General features: G+C 64.2%; 17 protein-coding genes. 7 read left to right on the top strand and 10 right to left on the bottom strand.

The genetic code is table 11. The features are described 5' to 3' along the window. Positions 1–91 precede the first annotated feature (91 nt). The 3 genes from QM615_RS05960 to QM615_RS05950 are packed head-to-tail and all read left to right on the top strand — an operon-like array spanning position 92 to position 3,861. On the top strand, positions 92–1,729 hold the full coding sequence (locus QM615_RS05960; protein WP_149405231.1) for a class I adenylate-forming enzyme family protein: 1,638 nt from the start codon (positions 92–94) through the stop codon (positions 1,727–1,729). Next, the gene (locus tag QM615_RS05955; protein WP_068046850.1) at positions 1,726–3,018 is read left to right on the top strand and encodes an MFS transporter; all 1,293 of its coding nucleotides are present in this window, start codon (positions 1,726–1,728) and stop codon (positions 3,016–3,018) included. Before QM615_RS05960 ends, QM615_RS05955 begins: the two co-directional genes overlap by 4 nt. A gap of 54 nt (positions 3,019–3,072) precedes the next feature. Further along, positions 3,073–3,861, top strand: coding sequence for a MerR family transcriptional regulator (locus QM615_RS05950; RefSeq protein ID WP_149405232.1), 789 nt, complete (start codon positions 3,073–3,075; stop codon positions 3,859–3,861). On the opposite strand, the gene QM615_RS05945 is transcribed toward QM615_RS05950, so the two are convergent. Beyond that, a complete protein-coding gene (locus QM615_RS05945) occupies positions 3,862–4,428 on the bottom strand; it encodes a TetR/AcrR family transcriptional regulator (RefSeq protein WP_149405233.1) in 567 nt (188 codons plus the stop codon). Between the two features lie 68 nt (positions 4,429–4,496). Here QM615_RS05945 and QM615_RS05940 point away from each other — a divergent pair, with 68 nt between their 5' ends. After that, the gene (locus QM615_RS05940; protein ID WP_149405234.1) at positions 4,497–4,874 is read left to right on the top strand and encodes a hypothetical protein; all 378 of its coding nucleotides are present in this window, start codon (positions 4,497–4,499) and stop codon (positions 4,872–4,874) included. Positions 4,875–4,984: 110 nt separating this feature from the next. After that, on the top strand, positions 4,985–5,809 hold the full coding sequence (locus tag QM615_RS05935) for a dienelactone hydrolase family protein (protein WP_149405235.1): 825 nt from the start codon (positions 4,985–4,987) through the stop codon (positions 5,807–5,809). Positions 5,810–5,850: 41 nt separating this feature from the next. Here the strand turns inward: QM615_RS05935 and QM615_RS05930 are convergent, their stop codons facing one another. After that, the gene (locus tag QM615_RS05930) at positions 5,851–6,216 is read right to left on the bottom strand and encodes a DUF1330 domain-containing protein (protein WP_149405236.1); all 366 of its coding nucleotides are present in this window, start codon (positions 6,214–6,216) and stop codon (positions 5,851–5,853) included. 159 nt (positions 6,217–6,375) lie between these two features. On the opposite strand from QM615_RS05930, the gene QM615_RS05925 reads away from it, so the two are divergent. Further along, complete coding sequence (locus QM615_RS05925) at positions 6,376–7,275, top strand: 3-hydroxyacyl-CoA dehydrogenase (RefSeq protein WP_149405237.1); 900 nt, start codon at positions 6,376–6,378, stop codon at positions 7,273–7,275. Positions 7,276–7,373: 98 nt separating this feature from the next. Here the strand turns inward: QM615_RS05925 and QM615_RS05920 are convergent, their stop codons facing one another. Beyond that, positions 7,374–8,576 (bottom strand): RsbRD N-terminal domain-containing protein, encoded by a 1,203-nt coding sequence (locus tag QM615_RS05920; RefSeq protein WP_149405238.1) that lies wholly within the window; start codon positions 8,574–8,576, stop codon positions 7,374–7,376. 98 nt (positions 8,577–8,674) lie between these two features. On the opposite strand from QM615_RS05920, the gene QM615_RS05915 reads away from it, so the two are divergent. Continuing rightward, complete coding sequence (locus QM615_RS05915; RefSeq protein WP_149405239.1) at positions 8,675–10,339, top strand: FAD-binding dehydrogenase; 1,665 nt, start codon at positions 8,675–8,677, stop codon at positions 10,337–10,339. Positions 10,340–10,418: 79 nt separating this feature from the next. Here QM615_RS05915 and QM615_RS05910 read toward each other — a convergent pair whose 3' ends face one another. The 7 genes from QM615_RS05910 to QM615_RS05880 all read right to left on the bottom strand — a co-directional run bounded on the left by QM615_RS05910 (position 10,419) and on the right by QM615_RS05880 (position 16,443). Beyond that, on the bottom strand, positions 10,419–11,678 hold the full coding sequence (locus QM615_RS05910) for a PP2C family protein-serine/threonine phosphatase (protein ID WP_149405240.1): 1,260 nt from the start codon (positions 11,676–11,678) through the stop codon (positions 10,419–10,421). Positions 11,679–11,693: 15 nt separating this feature from the next. Next, positions 11,694–12,137: an ATP-binding protein gene (locus QM615_RS05905; RefSeq protein ID WP_149405241.1), complete on the bottom strand. Its 444-nt coding sequence runs from the start codon at positions 12,135–12,137 to the stop codon at positions 11,694–11,696. A 28-nt stretch (positions 12,138–12,165) separates the two neighbouring features. Beyond that, the gene (locus QM615_RS05900; protein ID WP_149405242.1) at positions 12,166–12,555 is read right to left on the bottom strand and encodes an anti-sigma factor antagonist; all 390 of its coding nucleotides are present in this window, start codon (positions 12,553–12,555) and stop codon (positions 12,166–12,168) included. A gap of 31 nt (positions 12,556–12,586) precedes the next feature. Continuing rightward, positions 12,587–12,943, bottom strand: a complete 357-nt coding sequence (locus QM615_RS05895) for an STAS domain-containing protein (protein ID WP_149405243.1) — start codon at positions 12,941–12,943, stop codon at positions 12,587–12,589. Positions 12,944–13,100: 157 nt separating this feature from the next. Further along, positions 13,101–14,693: a phytoene desaturase family protein gene (locus QM615_RS05890; protein ID WP_149405244.1), complete on the bottom strand. Its 1,593-nt coding sequence runs from the start codon at positions 14,691–14,693 to the stop codon at positions 13,101–13,103. Continuing rightward, the gene (locus QM615_RS05885) at positions 14,690–16,009 is read right to left on the bottom strand and encodes an APC family permease (RefSeq protein WP_262498270.1); all 1,320 of its coding nucleotides are present in this window, start codon (positions 16,007–16,009) and stop codon (positions 14,690–14,692) included. Before QM615_RS05885 ends, QM615_RS05890 begins: the two co-directional genes overlap by 4 nt. Continuing rightward, the gene (locus QM615_RS05880; RefSeq protein ID WP_149405246.1) at positions 16,006–16,443 is read right to left on the bottom strand and encodes an SRPBCC family protein; all 438 of its coding nucleotides are present in this window, start codon (positions 16,441–16,443) and stop codon (positions 16,006–16,008) included. The genes QM615_RS05885 and QM615_RS05880 overlap by 4 nt, the downstream gene beginning before the upstream one ends. Between the last annotated feature and the right edge of the window lie 31 nt (positions 16,444–16,474).

Here is a 16,474-nt window from a genome sequence, read left to right as displayed (position 1 = left end):
TTGTGATCCGCAACACTGTGAACACCTTCACCGAGCGAGTGTTCGGTCGGTCCTCCTGGGCCGAGATTCCGGTCAACCGAAAGGGCCGTCCATGACCCTCGACAGAGCGATCGGGCCTGCAACCGTCCTCGACGGATGGCGTAGGAGAGTGTCCGATGCCCCGGACCGGCCGGCGCTCGCGTACTTCGACACCGTGCTCACCGCCCGCGAGGCGGACGAGGCATCCGACGCCCTTGCGGCCGCCATGATCGACCGCGGGGTGACGCGCGGCGACCGTGTCGGCATCTATCTGCAGAACATTCCGCAGTACCCCCTGACCTTTCTCGCGCTGTGGAAGATCGGGGCGGTCGCGTTGATCCTCAACCCGATGTACCGCAATCGCGAACTGCGGACGCTGATCGACGACGCAGAACCGATCGCGCTCGTCTGCGACGAACACGATCTCGAAGCCCTCGGTTCGACACTGCGGGGTAGTACGGTTCGGCTGCTCGTGAGCACCAGTGGACTGGACCTGCAGACCCGCAACGACCCGCGCGTCTTCTCCTCGACGTCTCGTGTGACGCCCCGACCCGAGGACGATCTCATGGGCCTGATCGATCTGTACCGTGGCCGGTCCGTTCCCGAATTCGCCCCGCACCCGGACGATCTCGCACTCCTGGCCTACACGTCCGGAACCACGGGGCCGCCGAAGGGTGCGCAGATCTCGCATGCGAACGCATTCGCGACGGCCCTGGATTTCGGGGAACGGGCCGGTCTCGCCGACGGGGACGTCGTGTTCGCCGTCGCGCCGCTGTTTCACATCACCGGCGCGATGCTCGACGCGGCGGTTGCTCTGATACGCGACTGTGTGCTCGTCTTCGCTCACCGTTTCCATGCGGCAATCACTCTCGACGCCTTCGTCGAGCACCGCGTCACGTACACCATCGGGTCGATCACGGTGTTCAACGCGATCTCCGAGACTGCAGGTGCGACGCGTGCCCACTTCGAGTCGGTGAAGGCCTTGTACTCCGGCGGCGCACCCATTCCGCCCGCAACGGTCACCGCTTTCGAGTCCGCATTCGGGTGCTACATCCACAACGCGTACGGCATGACCGAAACGACAGCGGGCGTCATCGCGGTGCCGCCCGGCACCCGAGCGCCGGTGGACTCCGCCAGTGGGTCGCTGTCCGTCGGGCTGCCGTTGCCGCGAGTGACGTTGCGTACGTTGGACTCCTCCGGGGAGCCGACGGCCGCGGGAATCGCGGGGGAACTGGAGATCTCGGGTCCGCAGGTGGTCTCGGGCTACTGGCGCAATCCCGATGCGACCGCGTCGACGATGCCCGGAGATCGCCTTCGTACGGGAGACGTGGCGATCATCGACGACGACGGATGGGTGTATCTCGTCGACCGACTCAAGGATCAGATCAACGTGTCTGGGTACAAGGTCTGGCCCCGAGAAGTCGAGGACACCCTCTACGAACATCCCGCGGTGTTCGAGGCCGCCGTGGTGGGCAGGCCCGACGACTACCAGGGCGAATCGGTGGTGGCCTACGTATCCCTACGCAACGGCACCACGGTGACGCCGGATGCGCTGGTGGATTTCGCGCGCGACCGACTGGCGGCTTACAAGCGCCCGAAGGCCATTCACATCATCGACGAACTTCCCAAGACCCAGACCGGGAAGATTCGGCGTGCAGCACTCAAACCTGTTCCAGTGCAAACTCATTCGACCGAAAGTGACACTCCATGACCGTCGGATCATCACGCGATACCCGCTCGGCACCCGATATCTCCTCGCGGAAGAAATCGCTGTTCGCCAGCACCGTAGGCAACGTTCTCGAATGGTACGAGTGGAGTGCCTACGCGGTGTTCGCTCCGTTCATCGCGGCGGCGATGTTCAGCCAGGCAGATCCGGTCTCGGCACTGCTGTCGACGTTGGCAGTGTTCGCCGTCGGATTCCTGATGCGGCCCCTCGGCGGCATCGTGTTCGGCCGGATCGCGGACAAGAAGGGCCGCAAGTTCGTTCTCGTCACCACGATGCTCATGATGGCGACCGGCAGCCTGCTGATCGGCATCATGCCCACCTACGGTGCGATCGGTGCCTGGGCCTCGGTGCTGCTCTTGCTCGCACGCGTCATGCAGGGGTTCGCGCACGGCGGTGAGTCGGCGACGGCGTACTCCTACGTCGGCGAGATCGCACCGCCGAACCGTCGGGGCATGTGGGGAAGCGTCGCGTTCGTCGCGATCTTCGGCGGGTCGGCCCTGGCGTACACGGTCGGTGGCGTCATCACCTCGACGCTGTCGGAATCGGCTGTCGGCCAGTGGGGTTGGCGTATCCCGTTCCTGCTGGGAGCACTCCTGGCGTTGTTCGCGCTCTACCTGCGCAAGAACATGGACGAGAGCGAGGTCTTCGATTCGGAGCAGAACAAGGTGGAACAGGCGCCGATCGCACGCAAGACCGTCGTCAAGGCGATCGTGTTGATGATCGGAATGACGTCGGGAATCACTGCGGCGCACTACACCTGGACCTCCTACGTCTCGACGTTCGCCATCACACAGCGGGGGATGAACCCGGACACCGCGTACTGGATGCTCGTCGTCGCTCAGTTGATAGCGCTGGTGTCCCTGCCGTTCTTCGGTCGTCTCTCGGATTCGATCGGTCGACGGCCGATGCTGGCCGCCTTCGCCGTGCTGATGTTCGTGCTGCAGATCCCGCTGACGATGATGATCTCGACGCAATGGTGGTCACTGCTGCTCCCGTCGACAGTGGCGCTGCTCGTCATCGCCGTCCCGGCATCCATCCTTTCCTCGACTCTCTCGGAAAGCTTTCCCACCCGACTCCGCACGCAGGCAATCGGATTCGCCTATTCGTTCTCGGTAGCGGTGTTCGGCGGAACTGCGCCGTATCTCAACCAGCTCTTCCTCGGCCTCGACTTGGGCTGGGTGTTCGGTGTGTACATCATGTTCCTGGCCGCTCTGACCGGTGTCGCCTGCTTCTTCATGAAGGAAACCAAGGGAATTCGACTCGAAGACGTGTGATCCGAACCGGCCGAGTTTGCTCCTGACGTGGCGTGAGGTTCTACCGTTGCATGCATGAACAGCAGCGATTCCAGCACATGGGGCATCGGTGACGTGGCCCGTAGAACCGGCGTCACCGAGCGTACGTTGCGCTACTACGAAGAACTCGGTCTGCTCGCTCCCGACCGAGACGGAGGGGGCAGGCGTCGCTACGACGGGGGTGACCTCGACCGGCTGTACCGGATTCGACTGCTCCGAGAACTGGGCACCCCGCTGGGCGATGTGGATCCGGACGCAGCGGATCTCCTGCACCTGAGTCGGCAGCATCTGGCCGACTTGGACCGGCAGATGGCCGAGCTGGCTCGTGTGCGAGAGCGGGTTCGGGCGGTCGAGGACCGGCTACTGCACGGTGCTCTCCTCGGCGACGACGCGTTGTTGGACCTACTCTCGGGCCTGTCGGCCGAGGAGCCGGCAGTCACCAGACGCACCACGTTGCTGGTCTATCGCGACATCGCAGCAGCGCATTCCTACCTCGTCGACGTGTTCGGACTGGCTCCCGGACCCATCGAATACGACGGCGACAGAGCGGTGCACGGTGAAGTGCATGCCGGTGACGGTGTGGTGTGGCTTCACCGCGAGGCCCCCGAACACCGGATGGTGTCGCCGCTGACAACCGGATCGGTCACGGCATCGCTTGCGATCCTCGTCGACGACGTCGAAGCCCACCACGCTCGCGTGGCGGCAACCGGGGCATCGATCGACTACCCGCCCACCGACATGCCCTACGGCGTCCGTGAATACAGCGTGCGCGATCCCGAGGGACATCTGTGGTCGTTCCAGTCGCCGATCGAAGAACAGACGTAGTCATGAACTCGGTCGTTCCTTCGGGGATCCACCGGTGTGCAGCAGAGACGTCGATGCTGTGGCGGCGAGATCGCTGCCTCCCAACAGACGCATGAGCAGCAGGCCGTCGAGCAGTGCCACTGCAGCTGTGGCCTCCATCCGTCGGTAGTCCGGACTACCGACGACAAAGCTGCTGAGCCACTCGATCCAGCCCTCCACCAAGAGTGAGGCCACCGACCGGTAGGGCTCCAGTCCTGCAGTGGCTTGTCCTATCGCCTCGAAATACAGACCGAACAACGGATCGTATTCAGGTTTTGCCACGACCGGCCACGCCGCCGCGACGAGGGAGCGGTGGTCGTTCATCGGCGTCGGGAACGCCGCGGACAGCACGTGCTGCAATCGGTCTCCCACCACCGACAGAACGGACGTCACGAGGTCGTCCTTCGTGGGGAAGTAGTAGACGACCATGCGATCGCTGATCTGCAGACGCGACGCGAGTCGGCCGAAGGTCAAGCGGCTCAGGCCGCCTTCCAGGGCGGCGTCCAATGCGCCGGACAGCATCTCTTCGCGCGAATGTTTGGTGGCCACACCTTGATTGTAGTGGCCACTACAGGTAGCGTCGGTGTAGTAACCACTACAAAACCTGAGGAGACGTTATGCGTTCACAGTCCACCCCGTTGCTCGCACTCTCGGTTCTGCGATCGGCTGCCGGATTGGTGTCGTGGGTGAGCCCTGCGCACTCGTGGCGCGCCTTCGGTCTCGGACCCATGCGCGAACCCGGAAGCGCGGGGGTGGCGACCCGCCTGTTCGGAGTGCGCGATGTGGCACTCGGAATGGCCTTGCATCACCCGTCCTCGGAGGTTCGCAAGGCAGCGGTAGCGGCCGGGGTCGGGATCGATGCCCTCGATGTCGCGGCGAGCGTGCTCGGCCGACGTGCGGGTGCGCCTGCCGCGAGTCTGTTCGGAGTTGCGGCCGGTGCCACGCTTTTCGTCGCGCTAGGTGTGACCATTCTGGCCGACACGGACTCGTGGTGATTGCGCAGGCGACACGTGTTCGATCGACGTCGTGTCGATCCGCGATGATCTAGCTTTGATCGCAAGCGTCGGCTCGGCGCGGTGAACCCTTGGCAGAAGGACGCACTCCCATGACCGATGACACTCTGGCCGACTTCGAGCGAACCGAGTTCACCGCGGACGGGCGGACAGCGCCCGTGTATCGCATCGGAACCGGACCGGCTGTGATCGTGATGTCGGAGATGCCGGGCATCACTCCCAGGGTCGCGGACTTCGCGAGAACCGTCGCCGGAATCGGTTGTACGGCCGTCGTTCCGCACCTGTTCGGAGTCGACGGCAAGGATCCCCTGGCCGCGCCGATGGGAGCGCTCGGCACCGTTGCCACCATGTCCCGCGCCATGGTGCCGGCGTGCATCAGTCGCGAATTCACCATCCTCGCCACCGGCAAGTCGTCGCGCATCGTGGTGTGGTTGCGGGCTCTGGCGGCGCAGGAGCACGAGCGCTGCGGCGGACCGGGCGTCGGTGCCATCGGAATGTGCTTCACCGGCGGATTCGCTCTCGCTATGGCGGCGGACGACCGTCTGATCGCACCGGTGCTCTCGCAGCCGTCGCTTCCGTTCGCGGCATCGAAGTCTCGCGCCCGATCCATCGATATCACCCCGGGCGATCTCGACAAGGTGAAAAGCCGTTGTGCAGCAGGAGAGCTCACGGTCCTGGGGATGCGCTTCGAGGGCGACAAGATGTGCCCGCCTGTGCGATTCCAATGGCTGCGAGAGCAGCTCGGCGACGCATTCGTCTCGGTGGAACTGCCCGACTCCTCGTTCAACCCGGAAGCCTTCGGACCGCCGCATTCCGTTGTCACGGAGGGACTCATCGACGAACCAGGGCAGCCGACACGGCAGGCTTTGGACCAGGTGCTCGACCTGTTCCGCAGTAAGTTGCTCGCAACGCCGTGAGGTCCCTCTTCGCGAACACGATGCGAAGCCGAAGGTCGAATTCACGACCACGGAATGGTGGCCTGCAGAACCGCCTCTTTCAACGCGGCGGTCCGTAACGCCGTCACCGTCTGATATTCGGGATCGGCCACCATCTCGCTGAACGCCTTACGTGACGGGTACTGGACCAGCAGCACTGCATCCCAGTCCTGTCCGTCCTCGGCGGCAAGTGCGGTCGAACCGTCGCCCGCGTACAGCACCGTCGCGCCGTAGCGCGGGAGGAAAGTCTCGTCCAGTGCTTTCGCATATTCCGCGTAGGAGTCGCGACCACCCTCGGCAAACCGAAGCAGGTTGAGCATCACCACCGGACCGCCGGGATCTTCTTCGAGGTAGCGCTTCAGGTCTCTTCCGCGGGGATCGACAGCCATCGTTCGAGTATGCGTGAACCGTCGATCCTGTGGAGTGTAAAGCGCTGTCGTCGGTCGAGTCGGTCCACTGTTGGACCCCACGAGACGATGGCTCCGCGCTCAGCGGTAGAACTTGGAGAGCGGGAAACCAGTGACTCCATAGAGGGAAGTGTGTCGTCCATGACCGAAGTCGATAACGTGACCGTATTCGGAACCGGAGTGCTCGGTTCGCAGATCATGATGCAGGCCGCCTACCACGGAAAAACCGTTGTGGGATACGACATTTCCGACGAACTGCTTGCCAAGCTGCCGGGTCGCTGGGAATGGATGCGCGGATACTACAAGCGTGACCTGAAGACTTTCGACGAGGAGCGATTCGACAAGGCCATCGAATCCATCACGACCACCACCAGCGTCGCCGAGGCCGTTTCGGACGCCGACCTGGTGATCGAAGCAGTTCCGGAGGATCTCGACCTGAAGAAGAAGGTCTGGTCGGCTATCGGCGCGTCCGCTCCGCCGAAAACTATCTTCGTGACCAACTCGTCGTCGCTACTGCCCAGCAGTTTCGCCGAGGCCACCGGGCGGCCGGAAAAGTTTCTTGCATTGCACTTCGCCAATCTCGTGTGGCGGTACAACACCGGTGAGGTGATGGCAACTGCTGCAACAGATCCTGTCTACTTCGATGTCGTATTGAGCTTTGCGGCGGAGATCGGTCTCGTCCCCGTTCCGGTCCGTAAGGAAATTCCGGGATACGTGCTGAACAGTCTTCTGATCCCGCTTCTGCAAGCAGGAGCCAACCTTTACGTCGGCGGGGTTGCCAATCCGGCGGACATCGACAACGTGTGGCGCATAGCCACCGGGGCACCCGCCGGTCCGTTCCAGATATACGACACTGTCGGCTTCAACGTCGCTGCACATATCGCGCGCGCACACGGTGGCGAGGATCAGGTCAAATTTGCCGACATACTGCAAAAGGGTATCGACGCGGGAAAGACCGGTCTCGGGGACGGTGAAGGCTTCTACACGTACGACTCCGACGGCCGGCGACTCGATGCTGTCGAGTCGTGGAACATCAACTGAATCGCTCGACCACCGTCCCATTCAGGTGACGAGACCGCGTATGGGTTCATGCATGGGTGTCCGGGTTTTCGATGTGCCCGGCATTGCCGAAGACCGGATCACCCGAGTTGCCGCAGTTGAATCGCAGTGTCCAACGCGAGGCGATGCCACGCGGATCGGGGATCTCGGCCGGTCAGTTCCTGGGCTCGGCGCAGTCGGTAGCGCAGAGTCTGCGGGTGTACCTGTAGTCGGGTGGCGGCAGCCGTTGCCGTACCGGTGGCGATGAAGGCCGAAAGGCCTTGCAGAATATGTTCGTTCGCCGCCTCGGTCAGCGGACCGAGCACGCTACGTACCACCTCGCTCGTGTCCGCGGTGGGGCGCGCGGTCAGCAGTGCCAGCAGCTGACCGTCACCCTGATCGAGCAGTGCCCGGTCGTCGAACGCGTGATCCGGTGCGGTGTCCAGCGCTTCCGATGCGAGTCGCCACGAACTGCTGATACCGGCAATGGTGGATCTCTCCACGAGGCATCCGCGCAGCATCAGATCTCGACACGCGAGGTCCGCCTCGGCGCGGTGGATCGATGGTGGCAACAACGCGATCGCGCGTTGCTCGCGCCGAGTGCACAAGTGGCTCCGCTGACCCGACGGCGCGGTGCGGTCCGGCGGAACGAGTCCTACTGCGAGGACCAGCGATTCGACGGTGTCGTCGGACATGGGTCGGCCCGGGTCTGTCGATTGCACCACAAGCAGATTCGGGTGCGTGGGCAGCTTCAGGTCGAGTTCGCGAGAACGATCCGACACCGTCCCGGGTGAGTTGTGCCTGGCAGCCAGCAGGTCGTCTAGCAGCGCGGCATGCGCCTGCGCACGGTTGGATGTGAGCTGTTCGCGCGCAATGACGTACGCGCCGATGATTTCCTCGGAGATTGCGTCGATGGCGTCGAGCACGCCGAGGCCGAGTTCGGCAATGTCCGGTGGTTCGAGTACATCGAGATACTCGGTTGTCACGTGCCGAACGAACACGCTCGACGCGACTCGATACGCACGCAGCACATCGGCCAGCGGGCGCCCGTCCGCTGCGCGCGCGGCACCTATCGCGCGGAATCTACTGTGGTCACGGTCGTCGATCGTCCGATCGCCATGCGCCCACAGGGCCATCAACCGCCTCAGCGACCAATATGCGATGGCCTCGACATCGGCCAACTGCGCACCCTGCAGTGATCGGTAGACCGGGATCGCGTCGCGAATCGCGTGTACTGCGGATGCGACGACGGGGCCCAGCTCCGATTCGATCTTCGCGACTACGGCGACCCGCGCTGGGTACATCGACCTACCTCCCCACTATTTGTCAGTCTCTGATAAATCCTATAGTCATTCAAGGCGGTTTCCTTGAGATCCGGCACCGACGACAGCACAGTGGGGCAATGGACGCAGACGTGATCGTGGTGGGTGCAGGCTTGGCCGGACTGGTGGCGACCGCCGAACTGGCCGACGCCGGAAAGCGGGTGCTGCTCCTCGACCAGGAGCCCGAGCAGAACTTGGGCGGCCAAGCGTTCTGGTCATTGGGCGGTCTGTTCATGGTCGACACCCCGGAGCAGCGACGCATGGGCATCAAGGATTCCGCGGAGTTTGCGTGGCAGGACTGGCTCGGAACCGCGACCTTCGACCGCGGCATCGACGATCCCGCGGGCGAGGATTACTGGGGCCATCGGTGGGCGCGCGCGTACCTCGATTTCGCGGCGGGGGAGAAACGGTCCTGGCTGCACGCGCAGGGCGTGCGGTGGGTTCCCATCGTCGGGTGGGCCGAACGTGGTGGCTACCTCGCCGAGGGCCACGGCAATTCGGTTCCGCGATTTCACCTGACCTGGGGTACCGGTCCAGGGGTCGTTGCGCCGTTCGAGCGACGCGTACGTGAGGCCGCTGACAAAGGGTTGGTGCGCTTCGGTTTTCGTCACCGCGTCGACGAGTTCATCGTCAGTGCCGGCACAGTCGAGGGAGTCCGCGGCGCACTTCTCGAACCCAGTGCCGCGGAGCGAGGTTCGGGCAGTAGCCGCGTCGAGGTGGGTGAGTTCGAGTTGCGTGCCGGGGCCGTGCTCGTCACTGCGGGCGGCATCGGAGCCAACCACGACCTGGTGCGGGAGAACTGGCCGGCACGGCTGGGAACGGCTCCGAAGTCCCTGATCTCGGGAGTCCCCGAACACGTCGACGGCCGCATGCTCGGCATCACCGAGAAAGTCGGTGGCCGTCTGGTCAACAAAGACCGCATGTGGCATTACACCGAGGGCATCAAGAACTGGAATCCGATCTGGAAGAACCACGGAATCAGAATCATTCCCGGCCCGTCGTCCATGTGGTTCGACGCGCGTGGGCGACGGTTCCCGGTTCCGAACTTTCCGGGGTTCGATACTCTCGGCACGTTGAAAGCCATTCAGGACAGTGGATTCGAGTACTCCTGGTTCGTTCTGACGCAGAAGATCATCGAGAAGGAGTTTGCACTCTCGGGATCGGAGCAGAACCCGGACATCACCGGAAAGAACCTCAAGCTCGTTCTCGGCCGGGTGTTGCCCGGTGCCAGCGAACCGGTGGAGGCGTTCAAGAAGAACGGAGAGGATTTCGTCGTCGCCGACACCCTCGCCCAACTCGTCCAGGGAATGAACAGGGTCTCCGGCGAGGATCTGATCGACCTCGCCGATCTGAAGCGGCAGATCGAGGCCCGCGACCGTGAGGTCGACAACCCGTTCACCAAGGACCTGCAGATCTCCGCGATCCACAATTCGCGTCGATCGCGCGGAGAGCGCATCGCGCGTACCGCCTCACCGCACAAGATTCTCGATCCCAAATCGGGTCCGTTGATCGCCGTGCGGTTGAACATCATCACGCGAAAAACATTGGGCGGCATTCAAACCGACCTGCAGGGCCGTGTCCTCGACGGCGACGGACAGGCGATAGACGGATTGTGGGCGGCAGGTGAGATCGCCGGTTTCGGTGGCGGCGGTGTGCACGGGTACCGCTCGTTGGAGGGAACGTTCCTGGGTGGGTGCATCTTCGGTGGCCGGCAGGCCGGACGCGCGCTCGCTGCGCAAGCGTGACAGTGGCGCGGAGTCGAATGCGATGCACCGAATACGCGATTTCGCTCGGTGAGCGGACTCGCGTCTCCGGCGTCGATTGCTACGAGTCGGGCTCGGGCCGGGGTACCTCGAAGGCGAGCAGCGCGACGTCGTCCTGCAGGCCGTCCCCGAAGGATGCCAACAGTGAGGTCAGATCGTCGACGATCTTCGGTGCAGTGGTCGGACCCTTTTTGGCAGCGAAGGATTCGAGGCCACCGTCGTCGTCGAAGCGCGTCCGCCCCGGTCCGACGATCGCTTCGGTCAATCCGTCGGTGTAGAACGCCATGACGTCGCCGGGGCGCAGGGTCACCGATGCCGATGCGAAGTGCGGCTCGGCCAACGCCCCGACCAACTGGCCACCTGTGGTGTCGACGAAGTCGACGACGGCGTCGTGCGTGATACGCAGTGCCGGCGGATGTCCGCCGCTGGCGAGGTCAACCTTTGCGCCGTCCGGTCCCGGAGTGATGGTGCCGAAAACCACCGTGCAGAAACGTGGGTCGTCTCCGTGGAACTCGTGGTGCAGAACGGTGTTGAGGTTTTCGAGCACCGAGATCGGGTTGCGGTCGAACACTGCGGCGGCGCGGAGGGTGTACCGGGTCAGTGACGTCACGGCGGCGGCTCCCGCACCCTTACCGCTCACGTCACCGAGGAAGAATCCCCACGTCTGCTTGTCGAGCGGAAACACGTCGTAGAAGTCGCCACCGACCTCGTCGATGGATGCGGGGTGATAGTGCGCTGCCACGTTCATGCCCGTCGGAGCCGACAGGATCGGCGGCAGCAGAGTGCGTTGCAGCGTCGACGCCAGAATCTGCACCTGGGTTCTCTCCGCCTCGGCCTGCTTGCGTGCTTCTTCCGAGGCCCCCAATGCGTCCTGTGATCTGTCCAGTGCGGCCTCGGCATCGTCCTGGGCGGCCTCCGCGTTGTCGCGGGCGTCGACCAGATCCTTCTCGCGCACGTGGCGTTCGGTTTCGTTGTGCAGCGTCATCGTCACCGTCACGGCCCCTTCGGCCGTGCGCAGACTGTTGGCCAGGATCGACACGGCTATCGCGGCGCGTGGATCGGACGCGACGGTCAACTTCGCGTTCGCTCCGACCGGCGAGTCCGATTCCGATGTCGACACAACATTCATCAGGGCCGCCAGGATCGGCTCGAACTCGACCGTGAACAGGTCGCTGACGGACATTCCGACGAGCGTCTCGCGGCTGCGCGCGGTGATCCGAGCGGCGGCCACGTTGGCGTAGAGGATTCGCGAAGTGGCGACGTCGACCGAGAACACGCCGCACGGTGCAGTGTCGAGTAGATCAGCAGCCGTGGCAGACATGGGGACTCCCTTCGGTCATGACGAGCGGGTGGCGGGTTTCGAGTGGTCGGTTGTGATCGGATCGGTCCACACGGCAGTGACCACTGTGCCGAAACCGGGTCGATGGTCGACCAGGAGGTCGTCGGCCACCGCGGCTGCGAGTTGCAGGCCGTGACTTCGATTGGTCGTCGGCGTCGGTGGACGCCACGTCCCGGTGTCGGAGATCGTCACCGTCAGCGTCCGGTGTTCGTAGGCGGCGGTGATCGTCATCGTCCCTGGCTCGGGCACCGAGTGATAGGCGTGTTCGACCACGTTTGCCAGTGCCTCGTAGACCCCGAGGACGATGTCGTCGACAAGATCGCTACTCACGCCGAGTTCGAGAGTCCAGTGATGCAACCGGCGACGAAGTACGGTCGCCACGGCGGGCTCGGCCGGGGCGGTGTGGCTCCAACGACTGGGAGCGAGACTGCTCTCGGTCATCGTCGTCGCCCGACTCGGTATCGGCCGGTCATCGGTCGACCTCCGCGTCGAGAACAGCCGACCGAACGTGGGCAACCGCGTCGGGCACGGTCGTGAAGGTCGCCATCACTCGATCGATTCCGCTGAGCTGCACCGGACGAACCACGACTCCGTCGACCGCTACCAGAGCCATGCGTGAGGCATCGGGTAGCCGATCGCACACTCGCACCAGCACAGTGATCGCGCTCGACGACAGGAAGCTGACGTCGGTCAGATCGACGACGAGACCTCCTGCTGCACTGTCGGCCGCTGGAAACGCGGTGGCGGACAGTTCTGGGATGGTGTCGAGATCCAGCTCGCCTCGAACGGTGAGTACGGTGGCCGAGTCGTGCTCGGCTGCCACGATCTCGAACGGTCCTCCGGTCGGCTCCTCTGACATAACTTGGACGTTACCTGTTGTCGAGTCGGATTCACGACCGAAACGTGTCGACGAACAGGTCACCTGAGCCCAGTACTTCCAGGACCATGCGGACCGAGCGTGCAGGCGCGAATACGGCAATCTTGCCCGGATGTACAAAGGTGAAATCGATGATCGCGTTGGCGACGCCGGAGTACATGAACGAGACCTCCGACAAGTCGACCGTCACCTGCACGGACGCCGATGCCAGGCGGTCGAGGCTGTGCACGAACTCGGCCCGGGTGGACATGTCCAGTTCGCCGAACGCGCGCAGCGTGTTGCGGCGGTCCGGTCGCACGACGGTCTCGAGTCGGAACACGCCTTCGTCGTCGCGAAGGGAGCGTTCCATGGTTGCGGTGCTGGTCAACATGTCTTTACCTCTTCCCCGAAGCGCTCGGACCGGTCGGTCTTCCCGTACGGTGCACGACGCTGAGTTGTTGTGCTTTCAACAATGTCAGTGTCCGATTTCGGTAGACCTCGTCCGAGGTCTCGAACCGGTAACGAAAGATCTCGCTTCGATAACGGCGTCACCGGGTCAACATGTCGATGAGTGAACCGGTGACTTTCTTCTTCACCCAGCCGGTGACACCTCGCTGGCCGAGCGCTGCCCGGGCGGCATTGAGCCCGGCTGCTCCGTGCACTCCGCCACCAGGGTGCGCCGATGCCGAACCCAAGAACAGGCCCTCCACCGGCGTCTCCGCCCGACCCAGACCCGGTGTCGGTCGAAATATCAACTGCTGCTGCAGCTGTGCGGTTCCGCCGTTCACCGCACCACCGTGCAGATTCGCGTCGGCACCGTACAGATCGCTCGGTCGCTGTACGATCCGCCCGACGATCGAATCGAGAAACCCCGGTGCGTGGGCGTCGAGGACTTCGTCCACCCGATCCGCCACGGTGTCGGCGGCCGCGTCGTCGACGACGCCTCTCGGCAGATGCGTGTAGGCCCAAGCGCTTTCGGTGCCCTCCGGTGATCTGCTCCGATCGGCAGTGGTCATCTGACCGAACAGCATGAACGGACTCGCGGGAAGGACTCCGGTCGTGAGATCGGCTGCCCAATGCACGAGACCGTTGTCGTCCGCACCGAGATGAACGGTGCCGGCATCGGCCAGAGACGGTGAATTCCAAGGGATTCTACGATCGAGCGCGTAGTTCACCTTGACCACAGGGGTGTCCCACTCGAAGGTGCGCAAGTCGTCGTGCACACGGCGCGGCACGGCGTCGTACGGAAGCAGTGAACCGTAGAGCGCCGGTGCGGACACGTCGGCCACGATCGCTCGGCGCGCCCGAAACGTGTCGCCGGCCGCGGTGTGCACTGCCCGAGCTCGACCGCCGCGCACCTCGATGTGCTCGACCGCCTGACCGCACTCCAGCACCGCACCCGATGCGGCGCCACGCCGAATCAACGCCGACGTCAGCGCAGAGGATCCGCCCACGGGGGTCGGAAACCCGACGTCCTGGGCCAGCATCGTGAGCAGCCAGCCCATCATCCCGCTCACGGGGGCGTCGGTCGGGACGTCACCGTGCATGGCGTTTCCCAGCAGGAGGCAGCGAGCGGCCTCGCTGTGGAAGAGTTCGTGAGCCATCACGCGGGCGGGGAGGGCGGCGAATCGTGCGAAGCGCAGCGTCTCGGGTACGCCCAAGGCGTGGACGAGGCGAGCCGCGGGGACGACTGGTGGAAACGGTCCGAACAGCGAGTTCATGAAGGGCTCGCGAATGCGCTCCCACTGCTCGAAGAGTCGCAACCAGGTGCGGCCGTCCCGCGCGTCGTGTTCCGACAGCCGCGCGGCGGTGGTCTCGACATCGTGGTGCACGACCGGAGCGTCGGTGTCCTGCGGTGACCGCGCATGGCCGTACACCGCGGGGGAGTGCGACCACTGCAGCCCGTGGCTTTCCAACTCGAGTGCCTTCATGGCAGGCGAGGCGAGCGCCAGTGGGTAGAACGCGCTGAAGAGGTCGCTGGTGAAACCGGGAACGAGCTCGGCGCTGCGCACAGCGCCGCCGGGATGTTCGGCGGCCTCGAGGACCACGACGTCCCAGCCGGCGTCTGCCATCGCTGCCGCCGCGACCAAGCCGTTGTGGCCACTGCCGATCACGATCGCGTCTACTTCGGTCGTGGTCATCGGGATGTACTCCTCTGCTCGGTCTTCGTCCTGCCGGTCAGCACGGTACCGACGAAGTACAGCGCTACGCCTACCGCAAGAAGCAGTCCGGCGCGGAGCCACGTTGCTCCCGACTGCTGGGTCAGCAGTACGGCACAGGTGATCAGCGCCAGGACGGGAAGTGCTGTGGGCGTTCGGAAATGGTCGGTCTCTGCCCGATCTCGGCGTAGTACGAGCACGGCGACGTTGGTGCTGACGAAGACGAACAGCAGCAGGAGCACCACGGTTTCGGCCAGTGCCGCAACAGAACCGGTGGTGGCCAGGACCATCGCGACAGCTGTGGTGGCGACGATGGCAGTCCACGGTGTCTTGCGACCCGGCAGAACCTCGGCGAGCACTCCGGGGAGCAGACCGTCGCGCGCCATCCCGAACGTCAGCCGCGATGCCATGATCATCGTCAGCAACGCGCCGTTGGCGACAGCGACGAGTGCGATCAGACCGAAAACCGACGGCGGAATGCCGGCATCCGCTGCAGCGACGACCTCGAGCAGTGGACCGGTGGACTGCGACAGTGTGTCGGCAGGTACGACCGTCGACACAGCAAGCCCGACGAGCACGTACACCACACCGGCCACGGTGACGGCACCGAGGAGGGCTCGTGGGTAGACCCGGCGCACGTCCTCGACTTCCTCGGCGATGTTCGCGGACGTCTCGAAACCCACGAACGAATAGAAGGCCAGCAGAGCCGCGCCGAGAACCGCCAAGGTCGGTGTCGTCTCGTCGGTGAATTCGAGGACGCGAGAGGGCACACCGTCGCCGCGGCTCAACACCAGTCCGGCAAGGGCGATGACGACGACCAGCCCGGACACCTCGACCACCGTCATCACGAGATTGGCGCGGAGAGACTCGGTGATGCCGCGCGCGTTGAGCAACCCGATCAACAGCAGGAAGACCACTGCAGCGGGTACAGCAGGCACGTCGAGGAACACGCCCAGATAGTCACCCGAAAAGGCGAGTGCCAGCCCGGCCGCACTGGTGACACCCGCGGCGAGCATCGAGAATCCGACGAGGAACGACACCATCGGTTTGCCGTACGCCTGTTGCGCGAAGACCGCCGCGCCGCCCGCCCTCGGATATTTGGTGACCAACTCTGCGTACGACGCCGCGGTCAGCAGCGCCATCAGCAGCGCGACGAGCATGGGGAGCCAGATCGCTCCGCCGACCTCACCCGCGATCTCACCGACGAGAGCATAGATTCCGGCACCGAGCACATCGCCGAGAATAAACACGAACAGCATTTTTCCCGAAACTGCTTGTCGCAATGGGGTCTTGGTCACGGTGCAGTGGACCGCTCGGCCAGGAGTGCAAGCCTGCGCAGCGCCTCGGCGTTGCGTGGATGCGCCAGAAGATGTTGGACCCGGTCGGGGACCAGATCGAAGGGTGCCGTGATTGCGTGCTCGATGATTTCGATGCGGCAGCCCGAGGCGAGAGGATGCAGTCGCACTGTTATCGAGGCCTTTCCGAACGGCAGTGCACGGGCTTCGAGCACAAGTTCTCGACCGGCATGGAGTCCCACCGACCGCGTGACGTCACTGAGTACCGCAGGCCACGCACCCACCGAGTGATGAATGGAGCTGCCGACTGCGGGCCAGTTGCCGTCGACAGCGCGGATGCGGGACGCGCCGACGACCCAGGTCGCATAGCTCCATCCGTTCGCCAGGACGTTCCAGACGTCCTCGCAGGTGGCTGACGTATTTCTGCTGGTGGGCACGATTCGGCCTCCGAAACTCTCGTCGTTGTGC

This window comes from Rhodococcus sp. IEGM 1341, from assembly GCF_030056895.1.
Classification (GTDB): Bacteria; Actinomycetota; Actinomycetes; order Mycobacteriales; family Mycobacteriaceae; genus Rhodococcoides.
Note: the sequence above shows the minus strand (reverse complement) of the source record. Positions and strands in the feature narration are given on the sequence as shown.

Excerpts from the sequence above, each read along its gene's own strand:
- QM615_RS05960 (WP_149405231.1), top strand. The coding sequence starts at position 92 with ATGACCCTCGACAGAGCGATCGGGCCTGCAACCGTCCTCGACGGATGG.
- QM615_RS05955 (WP_068046850.1), top strand. The coding sequence starts at position 1,726 with ATGACCGTCGGATCATCACGCGATACCCGCTCGGCACCCGATATCTCC.
- QM615_RS05950 (WP_149405232.1), top strand. The coding sequence starts at position 3,073 with ATGAACAGCAGCGATTCCAGCACATGGGGCATCGGTGACGTGGCCCGT.
- QM615_RS05940 (WP_149405234.1), top strand. The coding sequence starts at position 4,497 with ATGCGTTCACAGTCCACCCCGTTGCTCGCACTCTCGGTTCTGCGATCG.
- QM615_RS05935 (WP_149405235.1), top strand. The coding sequence starts at position 4,985 with ATGACCGATGACACTCTGGCCGACTTCGAGCGAACCGAGTTCACCGCG.
- QM615_RS05930 (WP_149405236.1), bottom strand. The coding sequence starts at position 6,216 with ATGGCTGTCGATCCCCGCGGAAGAGACCTGAAGCGCTACCTCGAAGAA.
- QM615_RS05925 (WP_149405237.1), top strand. The coding sequence starts at position 6,376 with ATGACCGAAGTCGATAACGTGACCGTATTCGGAACCGGAGTGCTCGGT.
- QM615_RS05920 (WP_149405238.1), bottom strand. The coding sequence starts at position 8,576 with ATGTACCCAGCGCGGGTCGCCGTAGTCGCGAAGATCGAATCGGAGCTG.
- QM615_RS05915 (WP_149405239.1), top strand. The coding sequence starts at position 8,675 with ATGGACGCAGACGTGATCGTGGTGGGTGCAGGCTTGGCCGGACTGGTG.
- QM615_RS05910 (WP_149405240.1), bottom strand. The coding sequence starts at position 11,678 with ATGTCTGCCACGGCTGCTGATCTACTCGACACTGCACCGTGCGGCGTG.
- QM615_RS05905 (WP_149405241.1), bottom strand. The coding sequence starts at position 12,137 with ATGACCGAGAGCAGTCTCGCTCCCAGTCGTTGGAGCCACACCGCCCCG.
- QM615_RS05900 (WP_149405242.1), bottom strand. The coding sequence starts at position 12,555 with ATGTCAGAGGAGCCGACCGGAGGACCGTTCGAGATCGTGGCAGCCGAG.
- QM615_RS05895 (WP_149405243.1), bottom strand. The coding sequence starts at position 12,943 with ATGTTGACCAGCACCGCAACCATGGAACGCTCCCTTCGCGACGACGAA.
- QM615_RS05890 (WP_149405244.1), bottom strand. The coding sequence starts at position 14,693 with ATGACCACGACCGAAGTAGACGCGATCGTGATCGGCAGTGGCCACAAC.